24 protein-coding genes are annotated in these 25748 nt (G+C 36.8%); 19 read left to right on the forward strand and 5 right to left on the reverse strand.

Translation table 11 applies throughout. The features are described from left to right. Positions 1–6: 6 nt before the first annotated feature. Positions 7–1263, forward strand: coding sequence for a phosphoribosylamine--glycine ligase (purD, locus tag NSQ92_RS00125; protein WP_047944708.1), 1257 nt, complete (start codon positions 7–9; stop codon positions 1261–1263). Between the two features lie 209 nt (positions 1264–1472). Here purD and NSQ92_RS00130 read toward each other — a convergent pair whose 3' ends face one another. Further along, complete coding sequence (locus NSQ92_RS00130; RefSeq protein WP_047944706.1) at positions 1473–2357, reverse strand: SDR family oxidoreductase; 885 nt, start codon at positions 2355–2357, stop codon at positions 1473–1475. Between the two features lie 114 nt (positions 2358–2471). After that, positions 2472–2846, reverse strand: coding sequence for a YgaP-like transmembrane domain (locus NSQ92_RS00135; RefSeq protein WP_082138451.1), 375 nt, complete (start codon positions 2844–2846; stop codon positions 2472–2474). 174 nt (positions 2847–3020) lie between these two features. On the opposite strand from NSQ92_RS00135, the gene NSQ92_RS00140 reads away from it, so the two are divergent. The 9 genes from NSQ92_RS00140 (at position 3021) to NSQ92_RS00180 (ending at position 14433) form a co-directional block, all read left to right on the forward strand. Further along, positions 3021–4766: an adenine deaminase C-terminal domain-containing protein gene (locus tag NSQ92_RS00140; RefSeq protein WP_047944705.1), complete on the forward strand. Its 1746-nt coding sequence runs from the start codon at positions 3021–3023 to the stop codon at positions 4764–4766. A 134-nt stretch (positions 4767–4900) separates the two neighbouring features. After that, on the forward strand, positions 4901–5944 hold the full coding sequence (locus NSQ92_RS00145; protein ID WP_061801299.1) for a DUF3048 domain-containing protein: 1044 nt from the start codon (positions 4901–4903) through the stop codon (positions 5942–5944). Positions 5945–5999: 55 nt separating this feature from the next. Further along, positions 6000–6314: a YerC/YecD family TrpR-related protein gene (locus NSQ92_RS00150; RefSeq protein ID WP_047944701.1), complete on the forward strand. Its 315-nt coding sequence runs from the start codon at positions 6000–6002 to the stop codon at positions 6312–6314. A 752-nt stretch (positions 6315–7066) separates the two neighbouring features. Then, complete coding sequence (locus NSQ92_RS00155) at positions 7067–7759, forward strand: heptaprenylglyceryl phosphate synthase (protein WP_047944699.1); 693 nt, start codon at positions 7067–7069, stop codon at positions 7757–7759. A 54-nt stretch (positions 7760–7813) separates the two neighbouring features. After that, positions 7814–10045 (forward strand): DNA helicase PcrA, encoded by a 2232-nt coding sequence (pcrA, locus tag NSQ92_RS00160; RefSeq protein WP_061801320.1) that lies wholly within the window; start codon positions 7814–7816, stop codon positions 10043–10045. Positions 10046–10062: 17 nt separating this feature from the next. Further along, positions 10063–12087, forward strand: coding sequence for an NAD-dependent DNA ligase LigA (ligA, locus tag NSQ92_RS00165; protein WP_047944697.1), 2025 nt, complete (start codon positions 10063–10065; stop codon positions 12085–12087). Next, positions 12084–13199, forward strand: coding sequence for a CamS family sex pheromone protein (locus NSQ92_RS00170; RefSeq protein ID WP_047944696.1), 1116 nt, complete (start codon positions 12084–12086; stop codon positions 13197–13199). Before ligA ends, NSQ92_RS00170 begins: the two co-directional genes overlap by 4 nt. Positions 13200–13367: 168 nt before the next feature. Next, positions 13368–13826, forward strand: a complete 459-nt coding sequence (locus NSQ92_RS00175) for a YueI family protein (RefSeq protein ID WP_047945002.1) — start codon at positions 13368–13370, stop codon at positions 13824–13826. A 178-nt stretch (positions 13827–14004) separates the two neighbouring features. After that, entirely contained in the window at positions 14005–14433 is a 429-nt protein-coding gene (locus NSQ92_RS00180; RefSeq protein WP_047945001.1) for an organic hydroperoxide resistance protein, read from the forward strand. Between the two features lie 51 nt (positions 14434–14484). Here NSQ92_RS00180 and NSQ92_RS00185 read toward each other — a convergent pair whose 3' ends face one another. Beyond that, positions 14485–14934: a MarR family winged helix-turn-helix transcriptional regulator gene (locus tag NSQ92_RS00185; RefSeq protein ID WP_095259386.1), complete on the reverse strand. Its 450-nt coding sequence runs from the start codon at positions 14932–14934 to the stop codon at positions 14485–14487. Positions 14935–15093: 159 nt separating this feature from the next. Here NSQ92_RS00185 and NSQ92_RS00190 point away from each other — a divergent pair, with 159 nt between their 5' ends. The 5 genes from NSQ92_RS00190 to NSQ92_RS00210 all read left to right on the forward strand — a co-directional run bounded on the left by NSQ92_RS00190 (position 15094) and on the right by NSQ92_RS00210 (position 19841). After that, positions 15094–15924: a VanW family protein gene (locus NSQ92_RS00190; protein WP_341152216.1), complete on the forward strand. Its 831-nt coding sequence runs from the start codon at positions 15094–15096 to the stop codon at positions 15922–15924. A gap of 269 nt (positions 15925–16193) precedes the next feature. After that, positions 16194–16484 carry an Asp-tRNA(Asn)/Glu-tRNA(Gln) amidotransferase subunit GatC gene (gene gatC, locus NSQ92_RS00195; protein WP_047944998.1) on the forward strand — a complete coding sequence of 97 codons (291 nt, stop codon included), beginning with the start codon at positions 16194–16196 and terminating at the stop codon, positions 16482–16484. Positions 16485–16498: 14 nt separating this feature from the next. After that, positions 16499–17956 carry an Asp-tRNA(Asn)/Glu-tRNA(Gln) amidotransferase subunit GatA gene (gene gatA, locus NSQ92_RS00200; protein WP_341152217.1) on the forward strand — a complete coding sequence of 486 codons (1458 nt, stop codon included), beginning with the start codon at positions 16499–16501 and terminating at the stop codon, positions 17954–17956. A gap of 12 nt (positions 17957–17968) precedes the next feature. Continuing rightward, positions 17969–19396 carry an Asp-tRNA(Asn)/Glu-tRNA(Gln) amidotransferase subunit GatB gene (gene gatB / locus NSQ92_RS00205; RefSeq protein WP_047944996.1) on the forward strand — a complete coding sequence of 476 codons (1428 nt, stop codon included), beginning with the start codon at positions 17969–17971 and terminating at the stop codon, positions 19394–19396. Positions 19397–19544: 148 nt separating this feature from the next. Then, complete coding sequence (locus NSQ92_RS00210) at positions 19545–19841, forward strand: hypothetical protein (protein WP_341152218.1); 297 nt, start codon at positions 19545–19547, stop codon at positions 19839–19841. A gap of 51 nt (positions 19842–19892) precedes the next feature. On the opposite strand, the gene plsY is transcribed toward NSQ92_RS00210, so the two are convergent. Then, positions 19893–20513 (reverse strand): glycerol-3-phosphate 1-O-acyltransferase PlsY, encoded by a 621-nt coding sequence (gene plsY, locus NSQ92_RS00215; protein WP_047944994.1) that lies wholly within the window; start codon positions 20511–20513, stop codon positions 19893–19895. Positions 20514–20689: 176 nt separating this feature from the next. Then, the gene (locus NSQ92_RS00220) at positions 20690–22366 is read right to left on the reverse strand and encodes a hypothetical protein (RefSeq protein ID WP_047944993.1); all 1677 of its coding nucleotides are present in this window, start codon (positions 22364–22366) and stop codon (positions 20690–20692) included. A 100-nt stretch (positions 22367–22466) separates the two neighbouring features. Here NSQ92_RS00220 and NSQ92_RS00225 point away from each other — a divergent pair, with 100 nt between their 5' ends. The 4 genes from NSQ92_RS00225 to NSQ92_RS00240 all read left to right on the forward strand — a co-directional run bounded on the left by NSQ92_RS00225 (position 22467) and on the right by NSQ92_RS00240 (position 25644). Beyond that, complete coding sequence (locus NSQ92_RS00225) at positions 22467–23093, forward strand: RNA polymerase sigma factor (RefSeq protein WP_309325827.1); 627 nt, start codon at positions 22467–22469, stop codon at positions 23091–23093. Next, positions 23090–23560: an anti-sigma factor family protein gene (locus NSQ92_RS00230; RefSeq protein ID WP_047944991.1), complete on the forward strand. Its 471-nt coding sequence runs from the start codon at positions 23090–23092 to the stop codon at positions 23558–23560. Before NSQ92_RS00225 ends, NSQ92_RS00230 begins: the two co-directional genes overlap by 4 nt. After that, positions 23557–24642 carry a hypothetical protein gene (locus NSQ92_RS00235; protein WP_341152219.1) on the forward strand — a complete coding sequence of 362 codons (1086 nt, stop codon included), beginning with the start codon at positions 23557–23559 and terminating at the stop codon, positions 24640–24642. The genes NSQ92_RS00230 and NSQ92_RS00235 overlap by 4 nt, the downstream gene beginning before the upstream one ends. 84 nt (positions 24643–24726) lie before the next feature. After that, on the forward strand, positions 24727–25644 hold the full coding sequence (locus NSQ92_RS00240) for a hypothetical protein (protein WP_061800895.1): 918 nt from the start codon (positions 24727–24729) through the stop codon (positions 25642–25644). Positions 25645–25748 lie beyond the last annotated feature (104 nt).

The following is a 25748-nucleotide window of genomic DNA, read 5'->3' on the forward strand; positions in this document are numbered from 1 at the left end:
AAAAGAATGAAAGTACTTGTTATTGGCCGCGGTGGTCGGGAGCATGCGATTTGTACAAAAGTAAGCGAAAGTGAAAAAGTTGAAACAGTTTTTGTAGCGCCAGGAAATGTAGGAATGACTGATGTGGCAGAGCGTGTTGCAATAGAAGAAACAGAGGTCGAAAAACTGGTTGATTTTGCACTTACGCAAAAGATTGATTTAACCATTGTCGGCCCAGAAGTACCGTTACTTCTGGGTGTAGTAGATGCATTTCAAGCAGCTGGCTTAAAAGTATTTGGTCCGAATCAACGTGCCGCAGAAATAGAAGGAAGCAAATCTTTTGCAAAAGATTTAATGAAGAAATATCAAATTCCAACAGGGGAATACCAAACCTTTTCGGATTATGAGGCGGCGAAAGCATATATTGAGGAAATGGGTGCACCAATTGTTATTAAAGCAGACGGATTAGCAGCAGGAAAAGGTGTAACCGTGGCTATGAACCTGGAAGAGGCACTAGAAAGCATCCAGGAAATGCTTGTTGGTGAAAAATTCGGAAGTGCATCTGCAACAGTCGTTATTGAAGAGTTTTTAGCCGGAGAAGAATTTTCTTTAATGTCCTTTGTGAATGGAGAAACTGTGATTCCGTTAGAAATTGCGCAAGATCATAAACGTGCTTTTGACGGAGATAAAGGGCCAAATACAGGGGGGATGGGGGCTTATTCTCCTGTTCCACATATTGATCCGGCAATCGTGCAAACTGCCATTGAAACAATAGTCAAACCAACTGCAAAAGCAATGATAGCAGAAGACAGAACGTTTACAGGTATTTTATACGCTGGCTTAATTGCAACAGATAAAGGTCCCAAAGTAATTGAGTTTAACGCAAGACTAGGGGACCCAGAAACACAAGTTATCTTGCCACGTATGAAGTCCGATTTAGTGGAAGTCATTTTATCTATTTTAAATGGAGAAACTCCATCGATTGAATGGTATGAAGAGGATATGCTAGGAGTAGTCATTGCGGCAAAAGGCTATCCAGGGGCATATGAAAAAGGTGCGGTTATCCAAGGATTAGATAAAATGGAGGATGTCTCTATTTTTCATGCAGGAACCGACCTAAGTGAAACTGGTGCATTTACCACGAATGGCGGACGTGTTTTGTTAGTTGCTGCTAAGAGCCGTACATTAAAAGCGGCACAGGATAAAGTATATAAGGAACTAGAGAAATTAGAAAGCGATGGTATTTTTTATCGAAAAGACATTGGCTTTAAAGCAATAAAATAAGAAGAAAACCCTGTATGCGAACTTTGTTGATTGCATATGGGGATTTTTTGTTATTTTAGTATGTTAATTGGATAACATACGTATATATAGTGAAAGGCAATAGAGAAAGGCTCTCTGTGCCCGGAAGCAGAAAAAGAAGGCTAAAAGGAAAAGAGGAAGCTCCTCTTAGTCCATTAACATAGGCAATGAAAGAACTTCCACTTTAAAATTTATGCTAATTCAATTCCGCCTGTTATACCGTATATTTGTGCGGTAACATAGCTAGATTCATCGGATGCTAAGAAAACATAAATACTAGATAGTTCGACTGGTTGTCCTGCTCGTTTTAATGGAGCTTGCTGACCGAACGTTGGGATGGCTTCACTTGGCTGTCCGCCTGTAATTTGTAAGGCAGTCCAAATTGGGCCTGGAGCAACGGAGTTTACCCGGATTCCTTTAGATGCTAATTGCTTGGCAAGTCCACGAGTAAAGCCATTGATAGCAAATTTAGATGGAGCATAATCTAGTAAATTTGGGCTAGGGTTATAGCCTTGAACAGACGTAGTTGTGATAATAGAAGCTCCCTTTGGTAAGTATGGAAGTGCTGCTTTCACTACCCAATAGAGAGAGAATACATTTACTTCGAAAGTTTTTCGTAGCTGCTCTGTAGAAAGTTCCATAATATCATCAACTGCTTGTTGTTTACCTGCAACTAAAGCTAATACATCGAGTCCACCAAGCTCATTATAGGCTTTGTCCACTAAGTCTTTACAGAAACTTTCATCACTTAAATCTCCAGGTATAAGAACAGCTTTTTGCCCTGCTGCTTCGACTAGCTTTTGTACTTCATCAGCATCTTCTTGTTCTTCTGGAAGGTAGTTAATCGCTACATCTGCACCTTCACGAGCATAAGCGATGGCAGCTGCACGCCCAATTCCAGAATCGCCACCGGTAACTAATATTTTTCGATTCTTTAATTTACCAGATCCTTGATAGCTAGTTTCTCCACAGTCAGGTTGGGGGTCCATTTTAGCTTGGACACCAGGAGGCTCCTGATATTGTTTTGGAAAGTTATCGTTATAGTATAGATCCAGTGGATTTTTCGGATTTGTCATTTGATCAGCTCCTTCGTTCATTTCTGTTATGCATTTACCACATCCAAGTAATCCTAAACCTATAATCAGTAAGAGATAAAGGCTATCCAATCTCTTGGATAGCCCATGTAGTGATTATTTTTTCATATCATCTGGGGAAAATATTTTCTCTGGACTAAATTGTTCCATCATCTCAGCAACTTCCTTAGATGACGAAGCAGATTTAGTGGTTTTACTATTACCAGATGAAGGTATATTGGAACCTTTACTTTTAGAATGGCTGTGCTCGGATTTTGGCATAATTGCATCCTTTTTCTCATAAAGAGCAACAATTGGACAATAACGAACAATCCCTTCTGCAATTTTCATTCCAGCAAGTAGAGCAATAAGTAAATAAGATTGTTTATAAGGCTTCTTGGCCATTTTTGCTGTGCTCCATGCGAGAAATGTAAAGCCGCAAGTAATTCGAATAAGCGCGTTAATCAAACTTATATTTTGTTTTGGATTCATAAGTTTCGTTCCTCCTACATAAATTTAACAAAACGGTAATATGAATTGTTACTTTATATGGTAAAATAATGTTAATCTTAGGAAATTCCATACAATTTCTTCATCAAATAAATAAAGAAAAATTGTTACATTTTTTTATATACAGGTTACAGATATGAAAAGGGAGGAAGCGTAGTGTTAGCTCAACGATATCGATGGAAAAACAAAGTTTTGCGTGACCATGTATCCATTTTGAATGGTGAAAAATCCCCTTCAATCGTTTTAAAGAATGCAACTTATTTAAATCAGGTCTTACGAAAGTGGTTTCTTGCTAATATATGGATATATCAAGATAGAATTATTTATGTGGGCAACGATATGCCCAAACAAATAGATCGAGCAGAAATTGTTGATTGCACTAATCTTTTTTTAGTTCCAGGGTACATTGAACCACATGCGCATCCTTTTCAAATTTATAATCCCCTAACATTAGCCCGATATACATCACAATTTGGAACAACGACACATATAAATGATAACTTAGTATTGGCTATGCAGTTAGAAAAAAAGAAAGCGTTTACTTTTTTGAACTTTATGAATGATATTCCTTCCACCATATTATGGTGGGGCAGGTATGATGCTCAAACAGAGTTACAAGAGGAAGAACTGGTATTTTCTCATGGGAATGTAAAAAGTTGGCTGGAGCATGAGGCAGTTATTCAAGGTGGAGAGCTAACGGGATGGCCGAGGCTTCTCGATGGTGACGATATGATGCTTCATTGGATGCAGGAGACGAAGAGATTAAGAAAAAGAATTGAGGGACATTTTCCAGGAGCATCGGAGAAAACACTGGCCAAATTGATGTTGCTCGGAGTGGATAGTGATCATGAAGCAATGACAGGGAAAGAAGTGTTAAATCGTTTGCTCCAAGGATACAAAGTTAGTCTTCGTTATTCGTCTATTCGCCCAGATTTACCGAAATTATTAAAGGAAATAAAAGAATTGGGAATTGAACATTATGATTATTTTATGTTAACAACAGATGGATCTCCTTCTTCCTTTTATGAAAATGGTCATATTGATCAGCTTATTCGGATTGCGATGAATCATGGCGTACCAGTAATAGATGCCTATAATATGGCAACCATTAATATCGCTAAATATCATGGAATGGAACATTTGCATGGGAATATTGCAACTGGAAGAGTCGCAAATATCAACTTTCTGAAGGATAAAAAAAATCCAACTCCTGTTTCTGTATTAGCCAAAGGAATTTGGGTGAAAAAAGATGGCAAAGAAATGAAAGAGGCGTATCCTCCTGTTGATTGGAAACAGTTTGATTTAAGTCCATTAGATATAAAGTGGAATGTAAATAGTCTTGATATGCAATTTTCGATGCCGTTTGGAATAAGCTTGGAAAATGCCGTCATTACAAAGCCATATTCCATTTCCATTAATGTTTCTGATACTATTCTGACAGAGGAACATGATGAATGTTATTTCATGTTGATTGACCGAGAAGGAGAATGGCGAATCAATACTTTATTAAAGGGCTTCTCCAATAGAATTGGAGGAATGGCTAGTTCTTATACAGGTGATGGAGATATTGTGTTATTAGGAAAAAGTCAAAAAGATATGATAACCGCATTTGAACGATTAAAAGAAATAGGCGGAGGGATTGTCTTAGTGAAAGACGGCAAGATTGATATAGAAATTCCTTTGCCATTAAGAGGGATGATGGCTTCCATGCCGATGGAAGAATTAATTGAAAAAGAAAAAGAACTATTCGAATATATAAAGGACAGAGGTTATCGTTATGAGGACCCAATTTATACAATTGTATTTTTTACCTCCACTCATTTACCATATATTCGAATAACCCAAAAAGGTTTATATGATGTAATGAATAAAACTGTACTCTTTCCAGCGATAATGCGTTAAAATATAAAAGAGTCCTGTTGTTTAATTAGAATATTCTGATATATTTAGTGGATAAAGTTCTATTCTCTTATAAGCAGAGTAGTTATATAGTCACAAACATTCCCATTGCACCGATAACAAAATAGGAGGGGACTATGAAAAAAAGGTGGATTGTTTCTCTAATTCTGCTTTTTATCTTAACAGCCTGCAATAGTGAACCGAAAGATGTAGGAAAACATAATGGTAATCAGACCAGCAATGGAGCGAAGGATGAAGAGGGGATAACAGATCTTTCCACTTTGTATCCACTATCTGGGCTGCCAAGTAACACAGAAAGTACGAATCGTGCAGTTTCTGTTATGATTAATAATCATCCTAAAGCGAGACCTCAAACAGGACTGACAGAAGCAGATATTGTGTATGAAGTATTAGCAGAAGGAGAAGTTACCCGATTTCTAGCGATTTTTCAAAGTTCAAACCCTAAGCTTATTGGCCCTGTCCGTAGTTCCCGAGACTATTATATCGAGCTAGCAAAGGGTTATAATAGTTTATATATTGCTCATGGATATAGTCCAGAAGCAAAAAAACTACTTACAAACGGTTATATTGATAATTTAAATGGGATGGAGTATGATGGCACCCTCTTTAAAAGGTCCCCTGACCGAGTTGCACCTCATAATTCTTACATAAGCTTTGCTAATATTGAGAAGGGGGCAAATGCAAAGAATTATTCACTTAAGGGGGCACCAGAACCTTTGTTATTTTTAAATACAAAGGGGTTAGAGGAAATCGAGGGAGAAGAGTCAAGTTCGATTAGCATTAATTATGGGGAAAATCCAAACTATAATTCACAGTTTTTATATGATCAGGATGTCCAGAAATATATTCGTTTTTCAGATGGAGAACAAACAATAGATAATGAGACTAAGGCATCTGTTGCGGTAGATAATGTTTTTATTATTGAAACCAGTCATAAGGTTGTTGATAATAAAGGAAGGAAAGACATTGATTTACTATCTGGCGGCAATGCATATTTGTTACAGCATGGAAGATGGCAGGAAGTAAATTGGAAAAATATAAACGGGCGAATTCTCCCATTTAAAGAAGATAAACAAGTTGGACTCGTACCAGGAAAGACATGGATAAATATTATTCCTTCTACCCCAGGCCTAAAGAGTGCTGTTACGTTGAAAAAATGATTAAATAGTTTTTTAATCCATGGAGTAATTCATTAAGGAAAAAATGGAGGTTCCTATGCAAATAGATAAATTAAGAGGAAGAGAGTTGGATCAATTATTTGAGTCCATTCTCTCCCTAGAGAGTTTAGAAGAATGCTATCAGTTTTTTGATGATTTATGCACAGTGAATGAAATTCAATCACTGTCGCAGCGGTTAGAAGTTGCAAGGATGCTTCGAGAGGGCAATACTTATCATACAATTGAAAAAGAAACAGGTGCAAGTACCGCAACTATATCTCGTGTAAAACGATGCTTAAATTATGGTAACGACGCGTATGAATTAGCATTATCACGAATTAAGAAAGACGAACAGACCGAAACGGAAGAATAGGATAAAGGGGTGTCCCAAAAAAGATGAAGTCTAACGATTTTCTCTTTTCGGACAACCCCTTTTTTATTTTGAAAGAATAAACTTTCTTACTTGCTTTGTGAATCATGAAACAATTGCTTTGCCGATTTCGTCCAATAGTAAAAGTACTATAAATTCTAACCGGGTGCCCTGCGCTTTTCTTGAATGTCTAGCTCCGGCGCCTACCGCCTAGCAAACTTCAGGACACCTCCCTACGATAAGTCAACATCGGTTCACTGACGTTCGCCGTGTTTCCTATATCTCAGTCGATGCCCCTCCAGTTTGTACGGCGGTAAGCAAGGCGCCTGCGCTTTTCTAATTGTCTAGCTTCGGGCACCCAGGAGCTGCTGGGCTTCGCGCCCTTTCCCTACGATAAGTCAACATCGGTTCACTGACGTTCGCCGTGTTTCCTATATTTCAGTCGATGCCCCTCCAGTTTGTACAGCGGTAAGCAAGGCGCCTGCGCTTTTCTAATTGTCTAGCTTCGGGCACCCAGGAGCTGCTTGGCTTCGCGCCCTTTCCCTACGATAAGTCAACATCGGTTCACTGACGTTCACCGTGTTTCCTATATCTCAGGAAAGGTCACTCCATTCCACACGCTCCTAACCGGGTGCCCTGCGCTTTTCTTGTCACTAAGAAAAATTTACAAGAAATTATACGGTAGGATTTCTTTTTTGATGGAATATCTAATGCTATAATGAAATGATGTAATGGTTAGAATGGAGGAAGTTTGCATGTATGATGTGCGCGAATGGCGTCATGTATTTAAATTAGACCCAAATAAGGAAATTTCAGATGAAGCATTAGAAAGTTTATGCGAATCTGGTACAGATGCAATCATCATTGGTGGAACAGATGGGATTACGTTAGATAATGTATTGAATCTCATGGCTCGTGTCCGTCGCTATACAGTTCCTTGTATATTAGAAGTGTCAACAATAGATTCGGTTTCACCCGGATTTGATTTATATTTTATTCCTACTGTTTTAAATAGCAGTGATACAAAATGGATAACTGGTCTTCATCATGAAGCAGTGAAGGAATACGGAGAACTAATGGATTGGGATGAATTTCTCATTCAAGGCTATTGTGTTTTAAACGAAGATTGTAAAGCTGCGAAATTAACGAGTGCAAAAACAAATTTATCAGAAGAAGATATTGCAGCCTATGCTTTAATGGCAGAGAAGATGTTTCATTTGCCTATTTTTTATATGGAATACAGCGGGAGTTATGGAGACCCTTCGTTTGTAAAAGCGGCTAAAAGTCAATTGAACGAGACGGTCCTGTTTTACGGTGGAGGAATTGAGACAGTAGAACAGGCAGAGGAAATGGGAAGATATGCTGATGTCATTGTAGTCGGAAACGTTATTTATAAAGACCTATCAGCCGCATTAAACACAGTTGAAATGAAAAAGAGCAAGCATTGAATAAACAATAAAGCTAGGTTAAAATAGAATATATGTTCTTATGGTGGTGAAAAGATGCAATTTTTAACAGATAAAATTTTAAATGGATTAAATCCTGAGCAAAAGGAAGCAGTAAAAGCAACAGATGGTCCTCTTTTAATAATGGCCGGGGCAGGAAGTGGTAAAACCCGAGTTTTAACACAAAGAATTGCTTATCTTATGGTGGAAAAGGGAGTCAATCCATACAATATCTTAGCAATTACGTTTACCAATAAAGCAGCGAAGGAAATGCGTCAGAGGATAGCAGCTGTTTTAGGCGGAGCAAGCGAAGAAATATGGATATCAACTTTTCACTCTATGTGTGTACGAATTTTAAGAAAAGATATTGATCGAATTGGATACAACCGTAATTTTACAATCTTGGATACAACTGATCAACAATCCGTTATTAAAGGTATTTTAAAAGACCGTAATATCGATCCGAAGAAATATGATCCCCGTGCTATTCTAGCAAGTATTAGTTCTTCTAAAAATGAACTTGTAACTCCAGAGGAATTTGCGAAGACTGCTGGCGACTACTTCTCACAAATAGTTAGTGATGTATATACAGAATATCAAAGACGTTTACGAAAGAACCAAGCATTAGATTTCGATGATCTAATTATGCAGACCATTAATTTATTTCAAAGAGTACCGGAAGTTTTGGAATACTATCAACGTAAATTTCAGTATATTCATGTGGATGAGTACCAGGATACGAATAGATCGCAATACATGCTAGTCAAGCTTCTAGCAAGTCGATTCCGCAATTTATGTGTAGTTGGTGATTCTGATCAGTCTATTTATGCATGGCGTGGTGCAGATATTTCAAATATCCTTTCTTTTGAAAAGGATTATCCAAATGCAAAAGTAGTAATGCTGGAACAAAACTATCGTTCCACCAAAAGAATTCTACAGGCTGCAAACCAGGTCATTGCTAATAACTCTAGTCGTAAAGATAAAAACTTATGGACAGAAAATGAAGATGGAAGCAAAATTTACTATTACCGAGCGGATAGCGAACAAGGGGAAGCACAATTTGTTATTGGAAAGATTCAGGAATTAAGAAGAGAAAGCTCTCTAAATTTATCAGATATAGCTATTCTGTATCGAACAAATGCACAATCTCGTGTCATGGAGGAAATGCTTCTTAAAGCCAATATTGAATATTCGATTGTTGGAGGTATAAAGTTCTATGATCGAAAGGAAATTAAGGATACGCTTGCTTATCTTCGCTTAATCGCTAATCCGGATGATGATATTAGTTTCCAACGGGTGATTAATGTTCCAAAACGTGGAATTGGCTCTAGTTCTGTTGATAAGATTGCCAATTTCGCAGCAATGCATGATATGTCTATGTATCAAGCATTAGAAGCTGTTGAATTAATTGGTTTAAGTCCAAAGATTACAAAAGCTGCCAGTGAATTCCGCGATTTGATTCAAAATTATACAAGAATGCAGGAATATTTATCTGTAACAGAACTTGTCGAAGAAGTTATTGATAAATCTGGTTATGTAGATATGCTAAAGGCAGAAAAGTCGATTGAGGCTCAAAGTAGATTAGAAAACATTGAAGAATTTATGTCCGTATCGAAGAACTTTGAGGAAGCTAATGATGATAAATCGTTAATTGCCTTTTTAACAGATTTAGCATTGGTTGCTGATATTGATAAGTTAGATGATGACGGAAATCAAGCGGATTCGGTTGTCTTAATGACCTTGCATTCTGCAAAAGGTTTGGAATTCCCGATTGTTTTCTTAATTGGTCTGGAAGAAGGTGTATTCCCTCATTCCCGTTCATTAATGGAAGAAACGGAAATGGAGGAAGAGCGTCGCCTTGCATATGTAGGCATTACGCGAGCTGAAAAGCAATTATATTTAACAAATGCACAGATGAGAACATTATTTGGACGTACCAATATGAATCCACCTTCTCGTTTTGTAAAAGAAATTCCAGAAGATTTACTAGAAGGATTAAATCCAGTTTCAAATAGGCAAAGAATGGCTTCTCCTCACAATAGTAGTCGAAGCTCTTATACACAACAACAGCCAACGAGAAAGGCTGTTATTCGTCCTGCGGCAGTTGCAACAGGTGGTGAAGGAATCGGATGGAGCATAGGCGATAAAGCGGTCCATGGAAAATGGGGCACTGGTACAGTTGTAAGTGTAAAAGGCGAAGGCGATTCGAAAGAATTAGATATTGCTTTTCCGAGCCCAGTAGGAATTAAACGATTATTGGCTAAATTTGCACCGATTCAAAAAGGATAAGGAAAGGAAAAGGATATATGGAACAAAACCTTGCAGAGAAGCGAGTAAAAGAGCTGCATAATTTATTAAATCAATATGGATATGAATATTATGTTCTGGATAATCCTTCTGTTCCTGATTCGGAATATGACGCATTATTAAATGAATTAATCCAGTTGGAGGAAAAATTCCCCAGCTTAAAAACTAATGATTCTCCATCCCAGAGAATCGGAGGAGAAGTATTGGATATGTTCTCAAAGGTTCAGCATCAAAAGCCGATGCTGAGCTTAGGGAACGCATTTAATGAAGCTGATTTACGTGATTTTGATCGGAAGGTTCGTGCAGTTATCGGTGATGACTTTTCATATGTTTGTGAATTAAAGATAGATGGGCTTGCTGTTTCTCTTCGATATGAGAATGGTTTATTTGAGCAAGGAGCCACACGAGGAGATGGGACCACTGGAGAGGATATTACAGCGAATCTCAAAACAATTCGCTCTATTCCGCTCCGATTAAATCAGGCGGTGAGTTTAGAAGTTCGCGGTGAAGCATTTATGCCGAAAAAGTCGTTTGAGGCACTGAATAAAGCGAAGGATGAAAATGGAGAAGAGCCATTTGCGAATCCACGGAATGCTGCAGCAGGCTCCTTACGCCAATTAGATCCTCGCATTGCGGCTTCTCGAAACTTGGATATTTTTCTCTATGCGATTGGAGATGCTGGACAGACTGGTATTCAATCCCATAGCGATGGCCTTGATTTATTAGACAGGCTTGGCTTTAAGACGAATAAAGAAAGAAAAAGATGTGCAACTATCGAGGATGTTTTACAATATATTGAAGGCTGGCAGGAAAAACGTCCTCACTTGCCATACGAAATAGATGGTATTGTGATAAAGGTAGACAATTTAGCACATCAAGAACAGCTTGGAACAACCGTAAAAAGTCCGAGATGGGCGATAGCGTATAAGTTTCCAGCTGAAGAAGTAATGACAAAGCTTCTAAGCATCGAACTAAATGTTGGGAGAACAGGTGTGATTACACCTACTGCAGTACTTGAACCAGTGAAGGTTGCGGGTACAACAGTTAAAAGAGCTTCCTTGCATAATGAGGACTTAATAAGAGAAAAAGATATTAAGCTTGGCGATATGGTTGTAATAAAAAAGGCTGGAGACATTATTCCAGAAGTAGTAAATGTTTTAGTAGAAAAAAGAACTGGTGAAGAAGCAGAATTTCTGATGCCAACTCATTGTCCTGAATGCGAGAGTGAACTTGTTCGTATCGAAGGGGAAGTGGCATTACGATGTATTAATCCAAAATGCCCAGCACAAATTAGGGAAGGCTTGATTCATTTTGTTTCTCGGAATGCAATGAATATAGACGGACTTGGTGAGCGAGTAATCAGCCAATTATTTTCCGAAAAACTAATCGAAGATGTGGCTGATTTATACACTTTACAATTCGACCAATTAATACAATTAGAAAGAATGGGCGAAAAATCTGTTCATAATTTATTAGAAGCAATTGAAGCATCAAAGCAAAACTCCCTTGAAAGGCTATTATTTGGTTTAGGAATTCGACATGTAGGAGCCAAGGCAGCCAAAACAATTGCGATGGAATTTAAAACAATGGACCAGCTTATGGAAGCTGCTAAAGAGGATTTAACAGCTATTAACGAAATTGGTGAAAAAATGGCTGATTCGATTGTTACTTTTTTCGAACAAGAAGAAGTAATCGAATTAATTACCGAGCTTAAAACGTATGGCGTTAATATGGAATATACCGGTCCATTACCAGTAGCAGTGGAAGAGACTGATTCAGCCTTTGCTGGCAAAACAATTGTATTAACAGGAAAGCTCGAGCAGCTTTCTCGTAATGAAGCAAAAGAACAAATTGAATTATTAGGTGGTAAAATAACAGGAAGTGTTTCAAAGAAAACAGATTTAGTAATTGCAGGGGAAGATGCAGGAAGCAAACTAACAAAAGCGGAACAGCTAGGCATTGAAGTTTGGGATGAGGAAAGACTTATGGAAGAATTGAAGAATAAAGGTGTGTTTAACGAATGAAGAAACACGTAATGATGGTGTTGGTACTAGTATTGGTTCTATCAGCTTGTGCACCAAACTTTAATAAAGAAGAAAAAGTAAAGACAGAGGATGTAGATAGTAATACGACGGAAACGGCTATTCTGCCGAACTATAAAATCTCTGATGATTATTATAAGGTAGTGGTCCCATTTAAGCCTTCAGAAGCAAGAGGATTAGTTGTAAATAATTTAAATACACGTTATGACATTGCTGAATTTGAAACAGGCCTAATGAGAATCGCACAAAATGCCTATGATCCTGAAGAATATTTTTTTCAAGAAGGTCAGTATTTAGATAAAGATACAATTTCCAACTGGCTAGGGAGAGAATCAGAAAAGAATCCTGATGGGCTAAACCCATCTGGCAAGGATAAGGGTAAAGTACCTGTTTATTTAGCTCATATACTGGAGCATGATTATTTGGTGAAAACGGATGATAAGAGCTTAAAGCTTGGTGGGATTTCCATTGGTTTAGCAATGAATTCTGTATACACCTATGAAGAAAATGGAGCGGCCAAAGAGCTTAAAATTGATCGAACAAAGCTTGAAAAAGAAGGAAAGAAAATTGCAGCAGAAGTAGTCAAAAGAATAAGAGGAGTAGAAGGCCTTGGGCAGGTTCCGATTATTATCTCTCTTTTTGAACAAAAGGAAAGCTCTTCAGTTGTACCTGGAAACTTCTTCGCTTACGCAAAGATAGCAGGAAATAGTAATAGTATTGGTGATTGGGAAAGTATTAATGAAAAATATGTATTATTCCCAAGCTCTGATACAAAATATAAATCAGAAGTAGATGCATTTTCTTATTTCAAGCAAGATATCGAGAAATATTTTCCTAACTTTAATGGTGTGGTCGGAAGAGCTTTCTATGTGAATGATAAAATGCAGAATTTAAGTATCGAGATTCCGATTCAATTTTATGGAGAAGCAGAAGCGCTCGGCTTCACACAATTTGTCGCAGGAAAGGTGATGGAGCATTTCCCTCCAAATAATTCTTCTTCTGTACAGGTTAGCATTACATCTGTTTATGGCCCAGAAGCATTAATTGTTCGTGATGTAGATGCAGAAGAGCCGTATATTCATATTTATCAATAATGATGGAGAGTGTTAAGCATCATGCTTCCCTTAAAAAAGTGGAATGAATGATGCTTGTCTCTCCTTTTTTTGTATGATGACAAAAAAAGTTCAAAAAGGTACAAGGTTTTTTACTAGCAGATTAGAGTATAGTATGGAAAGAGGAATCTATTTAAAGGAGTTGTGAGTATGTCATCAAACCCTAACTTAGATGAATATATGCAAAAGGGGATGTATGGGGCGAAGGAAACAAAGCCAGAAGAACGAAGAAAATTTCTCAGTACTCTAAGAGAAAGAGTGGTGATTGCATTAAAGCAATCACAAGTAATGGAACCAGCCCCCTATAAGGAAATATTAGATGCAATGAAACAGAATCCCGGTGCGAAGCTATATTTAAATGGTCATCTAGACTATTCGTACTTATCGAAGTATATCAAGGAAGCTAACGAAGCACATATGGAATACACGATTGTAACCAACAAAGAGGCAGACAGTGATATTGGTTTATTAATTGCTTATGATCATGCGATTAATAAAGAAGATATATATATCGGGGAGCAAAAAACGGATTTAGTTACAGGGAAATCTTCAAAAGCAGATCAGAAAAAGGGATTGCTTACGACGATTGGAAAATGGTTTAGCAAATAAGGGAATGGCCCAAAAAGAAAATCTTTTTGGGCTTTTTATTATGGATGAACATTACAGGCATGTTTACTTCTCTTGAAATAGGTAAATAAAAAAGAAAGAAAGTAAAAAATGTTTGTTTTGTGCAATTATATTGTGTACAATATAATTGTAATGAAAATATATATTGGAGGAATGAATCATGAGCGATACAATTCTTACAACGTCTGTTACAGCAACTGGAGGAAGAGAAGGAAGAGTAGAATCTGAAGATTATGTTATTCAATTTGATACAGCTATGCCAGGTACACAAAGAGCGAAGGAATTGGAAGACGCAACAAATCCAGAGCAATTATTTGCAGCAGGATATGCAGCATGTTTTGATGGTGCGCTACAATTAATGGCACAGAGAGAAAAAGTTAATTTTGAATCTGAAACAACAGCTAGTGTCAGCTTATTAAAGGATGAAACAGATCAAGGATTTAAACTAAGTGTTAAGTTATCTGTAAAAGGAACTGGAATTGAAAAGACAGTATTAGAGAATTTAGTACACAAAGCTCATAATTTCTGCCCGTACTCAAAAGCAACAAGAGGTAATATCGAGGTACAATTAGAAGTTGTTACAGCTTAATGTTTTTGTAAAAGAGAGAAGAAGGAAGTTGAAATTCCTCCTTCTCTCTTTTTATATTTCCTTATGTTGTTTCGTTAAATTTTCCAAAAGCAATTGAAGGGATTGCTTTAAATCATTGATTTCCTTGCTCGATTTTCCGAAAAGTTTTAGGATCTCTGTTGGAATACACTCAGCTTTTTGTTGTAAAGAAGCACCTTTTTCCGTTAATGTAATTAGTACTGAGCGTTCATCTTCAAGGGAACGTTTGCGTTCTAGCAGCTGTTGCTGTTCCATTCTTTTTAGCATCGGTGTTAATGTACCCGAATCAAGATATAAATGATGTCCCATTTCCTTTACACTAAGGCTTTTATGCTCCCAAAGTAGTAAAAGTACTAAGTACTGTGGATACGTTACATCGAGTTCTTCCAACAATGGTTTATATTTTTTCGTCAATTCACGAGAACTTGCATATAAAAGAAAACAAAGTTGATTTTCTAATTTTAATGCATCTAATTCATTCATTTTTGGTCACCTAGCTTTTTAGTCTTCTTCTAAATATAAACTATTGTAGCGGATTTTGCTTCCTTTTCCTATCTATTTGCAGAGAATAGCCTGAAAAAGAAGGAGTTTATAAGTAATTAGCGAAATAAAACAGAAAAAGGGAAAAAATGGAGAGTGTACATGGATATCACAGCGTTAAGACCAAAAAAAAGATCAGCCTTTCGTCTTTATGTCGGAAAGAAATATTATACAACCAAAAGATATGTTCAATGGATACTAGCAAGAAAACGATATGCGAAGAAAAAACAGACCGTTTTATTACCCCATTCTTATTTTACCCATAAAACAATGCTTTTAAGAGAACTAAAAGATGTAGATATGAAGCTGCAATATAATAAAATTGTTAATTTAAAAATCGCTGTTTCCAAAATAAATCAGATTGTACTTGAACCAGGAGAAACCTTTTCCTATTGGAGAACAATTGGACGGCCGACATATAAAAAAGGTTACGTTGATGGCATGGTTCTTTTTGCAGGAAGTTATCGGACGGGCGTTGGCGGGGGACTATGTCAGTTGTCTAATCTTATTTATTGGATGACCTTGCATACGCCGTTAACCGTAGTGGAAAGACATCGGCATAGTTATGATGTTTTTCCAGATTCTAACAGGACGCAGCCGTTCGGAAGTGGGGCAACCTGTTCCTACAATTATTTAGACCTGCAAATCAAGAATGAAACAGATACCCCTTTTCAACTATGCCTGAAAGTGACGGACTCTCATTTGATAGGAGAATGGAGAGGAGCATCGCCTAGTTTATACAATTATGATGTATATGAAAAGGCACATCAGATTACCCCCGCTTATTTCGGAGGTTATATCCGCCATAACCAAATTTTCCGAAAAAAGTATAACAGGAGAGGAGTATTATTGGAAGAAGAGTATATTACAGAAAACCATGCATTAATGATGTATGAGCCACTCCTTACCTCTGATGAGGAAAATACTTCATAAAAAAGAAGAGAAAACCACTCTTCTTTTTTTGTATCTAAAGGAAGGGACAATCATCTTAGACAAGATGGTATAATAAGAGAAATGGTACTGTTTAAATGTAAAGATGGAATAGCTAATGGAAATTCAATTATGGTAGTGGAAAGACATTATTTTTTGTAGAAATCGCCTTCTGACAAGATATATTCCTTCTTTCGGTTGCTTTCCTATTGATTTGTTTGCTATTATCAGATTATTGTGTTGTACGTATAATGATGGAGGTGACATACATAATGTCAAGAATAACAAAGGAAGAAGTAAAACATGTTGCCAATCTTGCTAGACTTGAAATAACAGAAGAGGAAGCAGAGCTTTTTCAAAAGCAATTAGATGCTATTATTTCTTTTGCAGAAGAACTAAATGAGCTAGACACAGAGGGAATCGAGCCAACTTCCCACGTTTTAGATATGAAAAATGTGTTGCGTGAAGATGTACCAACAAAAGGTCTGCCTGTGGAGGAAGTTTTACGTAACGCACCAGATCATCAAGATGGGCAAATTAAAGTTCCATCTATTATGGAGTAAGGAGGGGAAACTACATGAGTCTTTTTGATCAAAAAATGACAGATTTACAAGAACTATTACATAAAAAAGAGATATCTGTATCAGATTTAGTGAAGGAATCGTATAGTCGCATAAAAGATGTAGATGAGAAAGTACAAGCATTTTTAACATTAGATGAAGAAAATGCTTTATCCAAAGCTAGTGAATTAGATAGTAAATTAGTGAACGGGGAATATTCGGGCAGCTTATTTGGAATGCCAATTGGTATCAAAGATAATATTGTTACGAAGAATTTAAGAACAACCTGTTCAAGCAGAATCTTAGAAAATTTCCAGCCGATTTATAATGCTACTGTGATCGACAAGCTGCAAGCAGCAGGAGCAATAACAATTGGAAAGCTTAATATGGATGAATTTGCTATGGGTTCTTCAACCGAGAATTCCTATTATCAAAAGACGAAAAACCCTTGGAATCTTGAGACTGTTCCTGGTGGATCATCAGGTGGATCGGCAGCATCTGTAGCAGCTGGTGAGGTATTATTTTCTCTTGGATCAGATACTGGTGGTTCTATTCGTCAACCAGCAGCATTTTGCGGAGTGGTCGGCTTAAAACCTACATATGGAAGAATTTCTCGTTTTGGCTTAGTAGCATTTGCCTCCTCATTGGATCAAATCGGCCCAATTACACGTACGGTAGAAGATAATGCTTTCTTACTTAATGCTATTTCTGGAGTAGATCCAATGGATTCTACGTCGGCAAATGTAGAGGTTCCTGATTTTACAAAGGGGCTTACTGATGATATTAAGGGCATGAAAATAGCTGTGCCGAAAGAGTACCTGGCAGAGGGTGTCAGCGAAGTTGTGCGCCAATCAGTTCTAGATGCTTTGAAAGTATTGGAAAAATTAGGGGCAACATGGGAAGAAGTATCCCTGCCACATAGTAAATATGCCTTGGCAACTTACTATTTACTATCTTCTTCAGAAGCATCAGCAAACCTATCTCGTTTTGATGGAGTTCGCTATGGATATCGTACAGATAATGCGGAAACATTAATCGATCTATATAAGCGTTCTCGTGCTGAAGGGTTTGGAGATGAAGTGAAGCGTAGAATTATGCTTGGTACTTTTGCTTTAAGCTCTGGCTACTATGACGCTTATTACAAAAAAGCACAAAAGGTACGTACTCTTATTAAAAAAGACTTTGAAGATGTTTTTGAAAAATATGATGTAATTGTTGGTCCAACTACACCGACTCCTGCCTTTAAATTGGGAGAAAAGGTAGATGATCCTTTAACAATGTATGCAAATGATATTTTAACGATTCCAGTGAACCTTGCTGGAGTTCCAGGTATTTCTGTTCCTTGTGGATTCTCTAACGGTTTACCGCTTGGTTTACAAATTATCGGAAAACACTTTGATGAAGCATCTGTTTATAAAGTAGCGTATGCGTTTGAACAGGCTACAGACTATCATAAACAAAAACCAACGCTGTAAGGGGTGAAAAAAATGGAATTTGAAACAGTCATTGGGCTAGAGGTCCATGTAGAGTTAAAAACACAATCAAAAATATTTTCCGCAAGTCCTAACCATTTTGGCGCTGCACCAAATACAAACACAACAGTAGTAGATTTAGGATATCCGGGTGTACTGCCTGTTTTAAATAAAAAGGCTGTAGAATATGGCATGAAAGCTTCTATGGCATTAAATTGTGAAATAGCTACAGAAACGAAATTTGACCGTAAAAACTATTTTTATCCCGACAATCCGAAAGCTTACCAAATCTCTCAATTTGATAAGCCTATTGGTGAACATGGATGGATTGAAATTGAAGTCGATGGCTATAAAAAAAGAATTGGCATTACTCGGGTTCATTTAGAAGAGGATGCTGGAAAATTGAATCATGAGAAAGGATATTCGTTAGTGGACTTCAACCGTCAAGGAACGCCATTAATTGAAATCGTTTCTGAGCCAGATATTCGTACACCAAATGAAGCATACGCATATTTAGAAAAATTGAAATCCATCATTCAATACACTGGTGTATCTGACTGTAAAATGGAAGAAGGTTCTTTGCGCTGTGATGCCAACATTTCCATTCGTCCAGTAGGACAAGCGGAATTTGGAACAAAGACAGAGCTGAAAAACTTAAACTCCTTTAACTTTGTCCGCAAAGGATTAGAATACGAAGAGCAACGTCAAAGAGAAGTTGTTTCTTCCGGTGGTGTTATTAATCAGGAAACACGCCGCTTTGATGAAGCAACAAGTACGACATTGTTAATGCGTGTAAAAGAAGGTTCCGATGATTATCGCTACTTCCCTGAGCCGGATTTACCAGGTTTATATATTGATGAAGACTGGAAGGCAAGAATCCGTGCGGAAATTCCAGAGTTGCCAGATGCAAGACAGAAGCGCTATATGGAAGAATGGGGCTTACCTGAGTACGATGCAAAAGTATTAACTGTTACGAAGGAAATGGCTGACTTCTTTGAAGGTACTGTGGCAAATGGAGCCGAGCCAAAGTTAGCTTCTAACTGGGTAATGGGCGATGTCTCTGCTTATTTAAATGCCGAACAAAAGGAGCTGGCTGAAGTAAAGCTTACTCCAGAAAACCTTGCCGGCATGATTAAGCTGATTGGAAATGGGACAATCTCCAGTAAGATTGCGAAACAAGTTTTTAAAGAGCTGATTGAAAACGGCGGCGATGCAGAGGCCATTGTGAAAGAGAAGGGGCTAGTGCAAATCTCCGACGAAGGTGCATTGCTGAAAATTATTGGTGAAGTGTTAGATAATAACCCTCAATCCATTGAAGACTTTAAAAACGGAAAACAAAAAGCAATAGGTTTCCTTGTTGGGCAATTAATGAAAGCAACAAAAGGGCAAGCAAATCCACAAATGGTCAACAAGTTATTAGTTCAGGAAATGAATAAAAGATAATAATTAGATTTATCTTTCTAGCTGTCAGCAAATGTTCTTTGTTGGCAGCTTTTTTTATGGAGAAAGGAGGATAGTATGACAAAAATCGCATTATAAAGGTGGGATTAAGTAGATTTCTATAATAGCTGATGTTAAATGGCAGCTGAGTGTGGAGGAAATCAGCCAAAGCGAAGAGGAAATCAGCCAAAGCGAGTGGAGAATCAGCCAAAGTGAGTGGGGAATCAGCCAAACGTGGGGAATCAGCCAAAGTGAGTGGGGAATCAGCCAAAGCGAGGAGGAAATCAGCCAAAGTGAGTGGGAAATCAGCCAAAGCAGAAGGAGAATCAGCCAAACCACATCATCCCAGCAAGCACTCCCCACCACCAAAAAACTACAAAATAAAGGAGCTGCTCTCCAAAGAGCAACTCCCTTATTTGATTGCCAATCATTCGACAGTATTTCCTAGGAAAAGTTCATAATCAACAATTTTTTTAAAAAGCTTGTCCAAAGAAGGGGATTAGACAATCTTCTTCGGGTTAATTCGATCCTTTTTTATGTTTTTATCATTTACTTTAGGTTCTTTGTGATGAATAAAATTTATAATATTAGAGCGATGTAAAAAGATTAATAGTAATAAATACAAGAAAAAGAGCCAGTCATGCTGGATATCGGGTGAAAATAGTGCATATAAGAAAATGGTTATTCCAACAGAAATACTACCAAGAAACACATATTTTGTAATAAATATAACAGCAAAGAAAGCAAAATAGGAAATCAAAAATAGAGCAGGATTAGCAATGAGTAAGGTGCCGGCAGTTGTAGCGATCGCCTTTCCGCCGCGAAAACCTGCAAAGATTGGAAAACAATGACCAATAACAGCTATTAATCCAGTATACAAGGGATTAACATCTACCATTAATAAGTAGGGCAGACTTGCAGCGAGTGCTCCTTTTCCAACATCGAGCAGAAGAACAGCAATTCCGGCTTTTTTGCCTAATACGCGAATAGAATTAGTCGCTCCTGGATTATTGCTTCCATGTTTCCGAATATCAATGCCATAAAAAACTTTACCGATAATTAAGGCGGTCGGAAAAGAACCAATTAAGTAGGAAGCTAGTAGTAGAATAAGCAAATACATTACTCCTTTCCTATAAATGAAGTTTACTAGTTTAAAACACTATCTTTGTTCTCCTCTTTTATTCTATGCAGAAAGAGGGAGAAGTTTGTTCCCTTCTCCCTATATTATAAACAATAGATACTATTTTTTTGTTAAGTTCCAGTCTTTTTAGGTTCTTGCATCGGAAAAACTTTTAATTAATTTAATTCTTGATTGCTAATTTTTAATTTTTCAACCGTAACAATCATTTCTTCTGTATCCACATAATCTACGGTTAGCTGCATACCCTTTTCTAGGAAAATACTATATGGGAAATCATTTGATGAAACTTGGAAAATGGTTTTATTTCCTTCTAACATAAATTTAACAATCGTGCTATTTTCTACTTCTGCCTTATATACATAGTCGACAGTGCCAGTGATTGTTTTTTTGTCCGCGATATTGTTAGGAACTGTTTTATCATTCTTTAATAAGGTGACAAGCGCATATTTATAATCATTAAACAGCTTTGTTTTTTCTGTATGATAACTATAAACTTTTTCATCCTTGGCGTTGATTAACATAATTTCTCTTAGTACATGATTGCTGTCCATGAGCGGAACAACCCATGTGAACTGACCATAAATCGTATAGAGCAGCGGAGTGCCAGCCTCATATTTTTGAGCACGGAAGGTTTTCTCTGCAACATTTATGGCGGATTTTCCATTTAAAGATCCATTTGCCTCTGTGTAGAAGGTAAGAGCACCAGTACGAGCATTAAGCATCGAATAGCCGACCATGCTTCCACTATCTGATTTTGGACGTGTGAAGTCGGTAAACCAATGCAATTGTAAGTCTTCATTAAAAACACCATTTACTTCATTCATATCTTCCCAAGCAGTTGGTAGTTTCATATCTTCTTTTGCGAATAGTGTATTCCAGAAGCCATGAATATATTTACCATACCATTCATTCCAATCTTCCGCCACACTTGTAGGAATGACATGATCAATAAAATCAGGTATATTGTCCATTCCATAATCCTTTATTTCCCCAGTGGCAGGGTCAATAATATATATTCCTTTAATATCTACTATCTCACGGAATTTATTGTACTGACCATACGGCACGACATAATATGGTTTATCATTATCGTCTGGCTCAAAGCTGGCTTCAAGTAAAATTGTATCTTTATGCTTACTTCTTACTAATCTTTTTAAGTCTTTTTGGAAGAATGCAGAGGGCACATATTTCATGGATGATTTAACCAAAATGGCATCCTCATTTTCATCCTCTGCGCTCATTTTAATAAAACCAGGTACATCCTCCCCTTTGATCCATTTGAAGAAGCCGGTATATTCAATCGGTGTTACCCAATACAGATGATCATCAATTTTTTGCAAGGTAGAGGTTCCTAAATCGTAATAGGAAGGATGAGAAACCTCTCCAAGTTTTTTCTCACTTCGATAGCGTGCGTAGCTTTCAGGAACAACGACAATATGCTTTTCATTTGTGGAAACAGCTTCTTTATCAATAACGGTTGTTTTTTCCTGAACAAACTGATATTTATCTCCAGTAATCGTTAAAGGATAAATAAATTGGACATACAGGCTGAATAAAACAAAATACAAGAATAAAATTCCAGTTATTCTGTATCCCTTTACCTTTCCAAATAGTAAGTCTAAGAGTAAGAAAAAGGCAAGGAAAATAGAGCCGAATTTAAAGAGAGCCTGTAAAGAATGATCAATTAGTTGAAAATAATCAAGACAAAATATGATAAGAATCCCAGCGAACAAGCGAGTAATTTGAAAGACAAGAAATCTTTTTTTATTAAAATGACTTTTCCATATAAATGGATTCAGTGTTAAAGCTAGTAATGCAAATAAATAATGCATGCACATTCTCCTTTTGATAATTTGCTATAGATGAAATACGAAAGTAAGGCTAAAAAGTTTCATGTAATAATGATACTATTACAAAAGAGAGTCCATAATTATGAAAAAAATAAAAAACTGTAGGGGTATGACAATCCAGTACCGTCTATTATATAGAATGGCAGGAAAGGGGGGAGAGGCCATTAGTGATCAAGTATTAATTGAAAAGATAAAAGCAGGAAATGATCACGCATTTCGTTTGTTAGTGGAAAAGCATCGAGATTACTTGTTTCGTTCGATATACAGCGTTTTAAAGGACCAAAAAGAAGCGGAAGATGCTACACAAGAAGTGTTTATTAAAATCTATACCTCTCTCCCCAAATATGAGAATCAAGGATTTAAAACATGGATAACAAGAATTGCTATCAATCATGCTATTGATATGAGAAGAAAAAAACAAAGAAGAAAAGAAGAGATGGCAGAAGAACTGGAATCCCATATAGGAGGCTCTCAGACCGATGATGTAGAATTAGAAGTGTTGAGGCGGGAACGACAAAGACTTGTGCAGAAAAGACTGGAGGAAGTCCCCGCTAATTACAGGGACGTCATTTATGGTTTTTACATTCAAGAAAAAAGTTATCAAGAAATGGCAGCAGAACAAAATGTTCAAGTGAAAACAATTGAAACGAAGTTGTATCGCGCAAGACTCTGGATCAAAACGCATTGGAAGGAGGAAGAATTTTTATGACCGCACATTATTCTAAAGATTATTGGATGAAGTATGTAAAAGATGAACTAAGTGAGAAGGAAAGATCACTGCTTGAAGATCATTTGTATACATGCGATCAATGCTTAGAATTATATATAGATGCAGTAGACAAGCAAGAGGAGACCCTTCCTTCAATTTCAGATGAAGCAGCTTTTATGAATGATATTATGCAAAAAATATCCTATGAAAATATGGAGATAAAAACAATAGAAGAAAAGAAACGGCCTTTTTATCAGTCATCCATATTCCATTATGCAATTGCCGCGAGTCTTACTTTGATTCTCATGTCGGCAGGATTTTTTCAGTCCATTGTAAAACATACAGAAACAATTCAAAAAACGGAAGTATCTTTAAAAAATGAGCCGAAATCAGGTGGCTTAGTGGATAAGACATTTGCCTGGATGGATTCATTTGATGGTAGTAAGAAGGAGGAAGTTAAAAAATGAAAAACCCGATTGTTGCGACAATCTTAGCATTTTTTCCAGGTGGCGGCCTGTTCTATATTGGAAAAAAACTGCGAGGCTTTTTTTACGGGCTAGCAGTATTTGGACTAGCGTTTATGTCTATTGTGATATTTAGTTCAGGATACTTCAATGAGTTAACATTTATAGTAGTTTTTATTGGTTTTATTATCTACTGCATTAGTTTTATCGACACATTAATTACGACCAGCAGCTATTTAAAGAAACGAGTCAGTTTTGCTGCGGATTCTGAAACTGGGGAGACTGCGCCTATATTAGCAAAAACAACGGAGTCTGAGCGGTTTTATACGATTGTTTTATCGTTTGTCCCTGGATTGGGGCATATCCAGCTAGGATTAGTTTACCGAGGAATAACCCTTTTAACGACATTTTTAGGCTTAGGAATTATGATTATATTTATCGCGTTTCTGACCTATACAAACGAGTTCCTTCTGTTTTTAGCGATTTTGCCAGTTATCTGGGTTTATGGGTTTTACGACGTTTCTCAGCAGTTTAATAAAAAACTAAAGGGCGAAGCATTAGAAGATATTACAATTTTTCAAGACTTTGAAAAGAACAGAGAAGAGGGAAAGAAAAGCAAATTTATTGCGACCTTCTTATCTGTGTTTCCTGGAGCAGGGCATTTATATTTAGGATTACAGCAAAGAGGGATTCAGCTAATGGCTGCATTCTTGTTCTCTATTTTTATTCTTAATGAATTAAGGTTAGGACTATTTTTATTCGTTATTCCGATTATTTGGTTCTACAGCTTTTTTGATGGATTACAAAAGGCATCGAGAGTTGGAGAAGAGGAGTTAGAGGATACCCCTGTAATTGCTTATTTGATTAACTACCAAAAATGGTTTGGAATTGGTCTATTAGTAATTGGTTTATATTATTTAATGATTAATATTATTTTACCGATCTTTTCACCTATTATCCAAAATGTAATCAATGTGGATTTACGCTTTTTCTTTTATCAATATTTCCAGACAGGAATCGTATGTCTAGTTCTTATTATCGGTGGTATTCATCTATTAAAAGGAACGAAGAAGAAAAAAGTCTAAGTGGTTTATGGAAAGAGAGATTACGGCCTCGGTTTTTTTGAAGCTGTTTCAAATAGCTAAGGCCTTACATAAGGAGAGAAGAGAATGCGAACATGGCGAGTGGGCACTTTTTCGATGGGCTTATCATTAGTATTTCTTGGTGTATTTCTATTATTTACGCAGTTTTTTGATTGGAAAATAGTGACTGTTTTAAAAGTTTGGTGGCCAATTATTTTAGTTATTCTTGGAATAGAAATTTTATTGTACTTGTTTTCCTCTAAACAAGAGAAACCATATTTAAGCTTTGATCTTTTCAGTATAATTATAGTTGGAATAATTGGGTCAGCTGGGATTGCGATGGTATTTCTCCAATCATCAGGGATTATGGATATAGTGGAACAAGGGTTAAAAAGAGAGGAAGTAACAAGTGATTTACCTGAATTTAATTATGCAATGAAGGATGATATTAAAAGAATTGTCATTGAATCTGACAATCAGCAAAATCCAATTACGATTGAAGGAACAAACGATGATGTCCTTTCTCTATTTGGAACCTATCGAGCTGTTCAATCGAAGAAGAAGGATGTTTTAAAGCCGGAAGATTATCTGCTTGTATCGCAAAAGGGTGATACGTTATTTATCCGTTTAAAGCAATTGCCATATCGTGTTTCTGAATTTTACAAGGACTATGCTTCTATGAATACTACTATTCTTGTTCCAACGAGCAAAAAGTTAGATATTGTTGATTTGCAAAATGACATTACAGTAAATCCGCGTGATTTAAAAAACAATTGGACAATTAATAATGTTCCGCAAATTGATTTAATATTAGATGAAACAAAAAATGTGAAAGTCTCCGTAGATGATACACTCATTAACAATCGGGAACAGGAGGATTGGGAATTTCCAAATAAAGAAGAGAAGCATGTAGAAGAAATAACTACTGCATTTTTGCAAAAAGGGAAGGGGGGCTCATCCATTCACATTTTTGATAGTGGTACGTTAGATATAACAAATCATTAATATAAGGAGGAAAGATTGGAATCAGATGATTAATTTGAGGAAGATCTTTCTTTTTGAATAAGGCATTGTCTAGCGATTTTCTGTCTTTCTATTTTGTCAGAATT

Source organism: Niallia sp. FSL M8-0099, assembly GCF_038006945.1.
Classification (GTDB): Bacteria; Bacillota; Bacilli; order Bacillales; family Cytobacillaceae; genus Niallia; species Niallia circulans.

Excerpts from the sequence above, each read along its gene's own strand:
- NSQ92_RS00240 (WP_061800895.1), top strand. The coding sequence starts at position 24,727 with ATGCGAACATGGCGAGTGGGCACTTTTTCGATGGGCTTATCATTAGTA.
- plsY (WP_047944994.1), bottom strand. The coding sequence starts at position 20,513 with ATGTATTTGCTTATTCTACTACTAGCTTCCTACTTAATTGGTTCTTTT.
- NSQ92_RS00235 (WP_341152219.1), top strand. The coding sequence starts at position 23,557 with ATGAAAAACCCGATTGTTGCGACAATCTTAGCATTTTTTCCAGGTGGC.
- gatB (WP_047944996.1), top strand. The coding sequence starts at position 17,969 with ATGGAATTTGAAACAGTCATTGGGCTAGAGGTCCATGTAGAGTTAAAA.
- NSQ92_RS00220 (WP_047944993.1), bottom strand. The coding sequence starts at position 22,366 with ATGCATTATTTATTTGCATTACTAGCTTTAACACTGAATCCATTTATA.
- NSQ92_RS00185 (WP_095259386.1), bottom strand. The coding sequence starts at position 14,934 with ATGAATGAATTAGATGCATTAAAATTAGAAAATCAACTTTGTTTTCTT.
- NSQ92_RS00225 (WP_309325827.1), top strand. The coding sequence starts at position 22,467 with ATGAAAAAAATAAAAAACTGTAGGGGTATGACAATCCAGTACCGTCTA.
- gatC (WP_047944998.1), top strand. The coding sequence starts at position 16,194 with ATGTCAAGAATAACAAAGGAAGAAGTAAAACATGTTGCCAATCTTGCT.
- NSQ92_RS00175 (WP_047945002.1), top strand. The coding sequence starts at position 13,368 with ATGTCATCAAACCCTAACTTAGATGAATATATGCAAAAGGGGATGTAT.
- NSQ92_RS00145 (WP_061801299.1), top strand. The coding sequence starts at position 4,901 with ATGAAAAAAAGGTGGATTGTTTCTCTAATTCTGCTTTTTATCTTAACA.
- purD (WP_047944708.1), top strand. The coding sequence starts at position 7 with ATGAAAGTACTTGTTATTGGCCGCGGTGGTCGGGAGCATGCGATTTGT.
- NSQ92_RS00150 (WP_047944701.1), top strand. The coding sequence starts at position 6,000 with ATGCAAATAGATAAATTAAGAGGAAGAGAGTTGGATCAATTATTTGAG.
- NSQ92_RS00170 (WP_047944696.1), top strand. The coding sequence starts at position 12,084 with ATGAAGAAACACGTAATGATGGTGTTGGTACTAGTATTGGTTCTATCA.
- NSQ92_RS00190 (WP_341152216.1), top strand. The coding sequence starts at position 15,094 with ATGGATATCACAGCGTTAAGACCAAAAAAAAGATCAGCCTTTCGTCTT.
- NSQ92_RS00230 (WP_047944991.1), top strand. The coding sequence starts at position 23,090 with ATGACCGCACATTATTCTAAAGATTATTGGATGAAGTATGTAAAAGAT.
- pcrA (WP_061801320.1), top strand. The coding sequence starts at position 7,814 with ATGCAATTTTTAACAGATAAAATTTTAAATGGATTAAATCCTGAGCAA.
- NSQ92_RS00130 (WP_047944706.1), bottom strand. The coding sequence starts at position 2,357 with ATGACAAATCCGAAAAATCCACTGGATCTATACTATAACGATAACTTT.
- gatA (WP_341152217.1), top strand. The coding sequence starts at position 16,499 with ATGAGTCTTTTTGATCAAAAAATGACAGATTTACAAGAACTATTACAT.
- NSQ92_RS00135 (WP_082138451.1), bottom strand. The coding sequence starts at position 2,846 with ATGAATCCAAAACAAAATATAAGTTTGATTAACGCGCTTATTCGAATT.
- NSQ92_RS00180 (WP_047945001.1), top strand. The coding sequence starts at position 14,005 with ATGAGCGATACAATTCTTACAACGTCTGTTACAGCAACTGGAGGAAGA.
- NSQ92_RS00155 (WP_047944699.1), top strand. The coding sequence starts at position 7,067 with ATGTATGATGTGCGCGAATGGCGTCATGTATTTAAATTAGACCCAAAT.
- ligA (WP_047944697.1), top strand. The coding sequence starts at position 10,063 with ATGGAACAAAACCTTGCAGAGAAGCGAGTAAAAGAGCTGCATAATTTA.